A 4,864-nucleotide genomic window follows, 5' to 3' on the forward strand; every position below is an offset into this window, starting at 1 on the left:
GTAGCAGTAGAAGCTTTTGTTTTTCCTACTGTCTACTATGATGGGAGCATATCAAAGTCCTTATTGAACTTAGAGACGGCTCTTCTTTATCTATCCTGTAACCCTATAAAATTTGTTCTAAAAGTCCGCTGCTGCTCACGAAGTCTTGCAAGAAGCAACTCGAATCTTGCCCCTTTTCAGTGCTAGACCTTTTCTGGTTCAGACACCTATACATTCTTTTTCTTTAAAAGATGGATGTACCATTTCAGTCCGGCGTTGTGATTAAATACGCTCACCTTGTCCAGTACGTCGAATAGTCCGCATTGTTCCATCTCTTCGATCTTATTTTCAATAATAGTGTAGGCAGCATCTTGGGTGTTTTTATGGGAATACAAGGAAGACACGATAACGCCGTTAGGAGTCAAATAATTGGAATAGTCAAGAAGTTTGCTTGGCGTGTTGGGCACATAATGCAGTGATTCGTTAAAAACGATGACATCATATCGCTTTTGAGGAACATATTGATTAATGTCCCCGCAGTGGAAAATGTTTTTTGACGTTTTAGCCGATGCCATTTTGATCGCTTCCTGAGAAAGGTCTACGCCCGCATATCCTTCTTTCTCGCTGTCCAGAAGCATATCGTACAATATTCCAGTACCGCACCCCATATCCAGAATGCCCTCTTCTGCAATAAACTTTCTTATGTAACCGTACACAACTGAGTATCTAGCGTATTCCGTGATATCCGCTAAATAATCCCACACGTTAGATTTGTACTCTTCGTCCCACTGCTGTTGATTACTCTCAATATGATCTGGAATTTTCGTGTTTTCCATTTTTGATTCCTCCCACTCTATTAGATGTGAACTTACTACTTGTCAACGATGAACAAGATACAGCATGACAGCCAATGAAAAGCAGCAACAAATCATAAAAGGATAGAATTGTAAAAATGAAAAGCAATGGAAGCGTAAAGGTGAAGCAACATGATGTGGTAGTTGGAAAGTAGGTACAGAAGTGAAGTAATCTTTCTCTGAAAGATCTATTTCCTATAGTAGTGTTACAGTTATATTTTGTCAATGAAACAACTATCTGAAATCACCAAAATGCCTCCGTTTATTTATACGAGAGGCATCCTTCCCTATCAGCCGCATTGTGGCGATTACGTGCTCTTCAATTGTTTCAATAGCGACTCCACATCATGGACCGGTGCCTGGCAAGCATAATCTGCGCATACGTATGCAGCAGGTTCGATCTTATTATCCAGCTTATAGACGATCGCCGTATCCGGCGCGTACGCCTGTTAAACGGCGGCAATGATTTGCTTGGTCAATGCATGCTCAGGATCTCCCTCAATTACGACTTTCCGCTGACCTCGAACCGCTTGCAGACATGCGAGAAGGGTCATCGCATATCCCGCGACGGATAACGCTTCACTGTACCATCGTTCATGGCGAAGGAGAACGCCTTCTCCCTGACTCCTTCGGGAAACTGGGAATGCTCGCGGACAATATTTTATAGCTGAGGTAAGTAAATATTGAAAGAAAATGCAGCAAGATGAAGATAGAAAAAAAGAAGGATACACTGTAACTTTTAAATGAGGTGATGACAGTGTATAGAAGTGTACTGAAAAATCGAATGATATTGTATTATTTGGCGGGAGCAGGGATTTCCCAATTAGGAAATGTTATTACAGGACTTGCTTTCCTTTTTTTATCTTATGAACTAACACAATCCAGCATTCTGACCACAGTTATGGCTATTACACAAGCTACTCCATACCTTTTATTCGGACTAGCTGGTGGAGTAATTGCTGACTCAGTAAACAAAAAACGTTTATTACTGTTGATAGACATCATACGAGTACCTATTATTCTTTCATTGGTCTTTATTTATCAAATCAATCTTTTAGGTTTTTGGCATTTAATAGTTGTGAGTTTCATAATTCAAAGTCTAGGATGTTTTTATAATCCAGCTTACAGAGCTGTATTGCCTCTCATTACTTCTATAGAAGATCGAACAGTTGCAAATAGCTTATTTGATATTGTGACAAGAGGTGTACAAATGCTTGGACCAATATTTAGTATTGGTCTGTTAAATTCAGGACAAATAATTCATTTCTTCACAATTGATGCCTTAACGTATTTAGTCAGTGTATTTTTCATCTTAAAACTTCATTGGAATGAAAATAACGATACTACGGATAACCTGTTGAATACAACTGACAGTATTTTTAGTTCTATAAAAGATTTCCTTAACTGGATAAAAGGTGAATATACTATCAGAACATTGTTGTTTGTAACTTTTTTGATTGTGTTCTTTAATACTTGGGTATGGCAGGTCGGATTATTGTTACAACTAATAGAAACCAAAAATAATGGTGAGCAACTTTACAGTCTTCTAATGGGGTGGTATGGTGCTGGTGTGATTACAGTCAATATCGTCATCCCTTTTCTTTGGAAAAAGCTGACCCTCACGATTTATCTAATCGGTTCTATTGTATGGGGTGTTGGTATACTTGTATTAGGATTTGCAACTCATCTGTCAACCTATTTTATTGGTATACTAATCGCAGCTATTGGACTTCCTATTTCTGGTTTAGCACGGGTTTATCTTATTCAAACATTGATACCAATAAATAAATTAGGCAGAGCGTTTAGTTTTAATGCAGTTCTCTTATATGGTTCTAATGTGCTTTCGTTGAGCTTGTTTGGCGCACTATCCTCTCTTGTAGAAATTCGGTATATTTTTGTTTTTTGCGGAAGTATGATGGTTATCGGCTCATTTGTCTATTTATTTCGTGTATTTCCCTCGAAAAAAACTGGGCGTGATTCCGTAGAGACGTTTAAATAATTGATTATAAACAGAGATAGTAGAAAACCCACAACTATATGAAATATCTGCAATAGTTTTCTTGGTATTGATAAGCATTTCTTGACTTCTGATAATGCGATATAATTGAAGCCACGAAAAGGGGGAAATTCCAATGTACTCCTTAAAAAGATGGGCAAATTGAAATTTGCTTATATCTAAAACCCCTGCCATTTCATCTAGGCTCCAAGCATGTTGGAAGTCTTCTTTTATAACGTTCATCGATTTGTATAGTGCAGGGTGAATTTCTTTAAATGGTTGTATGTTAATGTCAGACGAATGTGTACCAACCATAACTTTAAGTATAATTAATGTTAACTGAGTGAAGCTATGGTCTAAAAATAACTCTAATGAATGACTTTCGTTTACTTCTTCTATTTGTACATAATCATTTATAAAATGGACCCATTGCTGGATTAATGGATGTTTTTGAGCAGTAAGAGCGAAAGAAATACCATCTTTAATAGATGAAATATCAGCCGTCAGTTGATTAAAAAATCGTGGATCAAGCTCAATTAAAAATTTATGATCATCTACTGAAATTTGTTTATGCATATCATTCGGGTTAAAAAGAATAAATTCATTTTTAGATAAGAAAATGTCGCTTCTCTCAGTCTGGTAATACATAGATCCTTTTATAGAATAGATAAGCTTATAAGAATAGTCGTTTCGCCATTTGCTTTCGCATTTTTTTTGATTTGTGGACAATAACAAACCCTGTGTAGCTTGTAAAACGATAGACAATTAAATCACCATCACTATACTGAAGTTTACATTATAGTTTACCATGTCAAATACGATTATGATGCAATATCTAATTTTTTGGGAATGGGTCTTGATGAATATTAAGAATATTAGAAAAAGGGGCTTTCTATTGCGGATATGGTAAAGAAACAGGGAATATCGCGTAGTGATTTAGTGGGATATTTTTATGATTTCCACTATAAAGAAATGCAAAAGTGGAGAACTAAAGGTACTATGACAGAAAAACATTATTTCCACCTTGTTTTCAGGTTAGCAGATGAAATCGAGGAGTTTATTGACCGTAATCCCAATCGTTAATTCAACTCCCTTGGTACGATTTAGTTTTCTCACGAATGCTCGCTTATTCGCAGGATTTCACCCTTGCCAGAAATCCAGAAAGATAGTAAATGGAAGACCATAGAAGACCAGGATAACATGAAGGCGCGAGGAAATAGAGGGGGAGGTCGCAACCCCATATCCTTCCATATACTGCACGCATTCTCCACGCCGCCCCTGGAGGTTATCACTCCCATGTCTCAACGGGTCTATGCCCTCTCATTCCTTCGTTACACCTGTCCAAGGGGTGGAGGCCGGTCTAGCTAACGGTACGGGTCGGTGCCCTTTGGTTGAATACATCCGGTACTCTGTGCTTTCTTTTTGAAATCCCGCGAATAAGCCAAAATTCGTACGACGAAACGGTAGGATATTGCTTAAGCTGCTAGTTGAATTGGTATTGTTTTATGAGGTTTGTAGGCTTCACGGCTCCGAGCCATTCCAACGAGTATTCGAGCTAATTTACCACATAGCTTCATAAGAGACCTCATTTTCTTCATCTTTTTTACCTGTACATTGAACGCGTGCATGGCTTTGAATTCCGGATTGTTCGCGACTAAACTCATGGTCATCATGAAGATGAAACGGCGGAGGCGAGATCGTCCTCGTTTACTAATTTTCATCTGTCCAGTCCATTTTCCTGAGCTTGCTTCCGCAAGGTTGAGTCCAGCATGTCGCAACAGTGCATTGCCGTGAACAAAGCCGCTTAAATCTCCTGCCTCACCAAGAATACCGGCCAGTGAAATGGCGCTAATCCCTTTGACAGCAAGCATAGACTTGGCAAAGGGAATACGATCCAACACGGCGATGATCTCCATTTCAACCGTTTTGAGCTGCAGGCAAGCAAGGTCGTACTCATCGAGTAATTGCTTTAAGTGAAGCTTGTAGGCATTCGTGGCTTGTTTAGAACCAACGGAACAGCTAGCAAGCGCGATGA

4 protein-coding genes are annotated in these 4,864 nt (G+C 38.7%); 1 reads left to right on the forward strand and 3 read right to left on the reverse strand.

All coding sequences use genetic code 11. From position 1 onward, the window contains the following. Positions 1-206: 206 nt before the first annotated feature. Positions 207-815: a class I SAM-dependent methyltransferase gene (locus LQV63_RS30960; protein ID WP_233699614.1), complete on the reverse strand. Its 609-nt coding sequence runs from the start codon at positions 813-815 to the stop codon at positions 207-209. A gap of 775 nt (positions 816-1,590) precedes the next feature. On the opposite strand from LQV63_RS30960, the gene LQV63_RS30965 reads away from it, so the two are divergent. After that, complete coding sequence (locus tag LQV63_RS30965) at positions 1,591-2,832, forward strand: MFS transporter (RefSeq protein WP_407672999.1); 1,242 nt, start codon at positions 1,591-1,593, stop codon at positions 2,830-2,832. Here LQV63_RS30965 and LQV63_RS30970 read toward each other — a convergent pair. Both LQV63_RS30970 and LQV63_RS30975 read right to left on the reverse strand, forming a co-directional pair. Then, positions 2,773-3,594: an AraC family transcriptional regulator gene (locus tag LQV63_RS30970; protein WP_233699616.1), complete on the reverse strand. Its 822-nt coding sequence runs from the start codon at positions 3,592-3,594 to the stop codon at positions 2,773-2,775. The genes LQV63_RS30965 and LQV63_RS30970 overlap by 60 nt on opposite strands. A 710-nt stretch (positions 3,595-4,304) precedes the next feature. Continuing rightward, the coding region (locus tag LQV63_RS30975) for a transposase (RefSeq protein ID WP_233699617.1) at positions 4,305-4,864 on the reverse strand (560 nt) is incomplete at its 5' end.

Source organism: Paenibacillus profundus (assembly GCF_021369635.1).
Taxonomy (GTDB): domain Bacteria; phylum Bacillota; class Bacilli; order Paenibacillales; family Paenibacillaceae; genus Paenibacillus_B; species Paenibacillus_B profundus.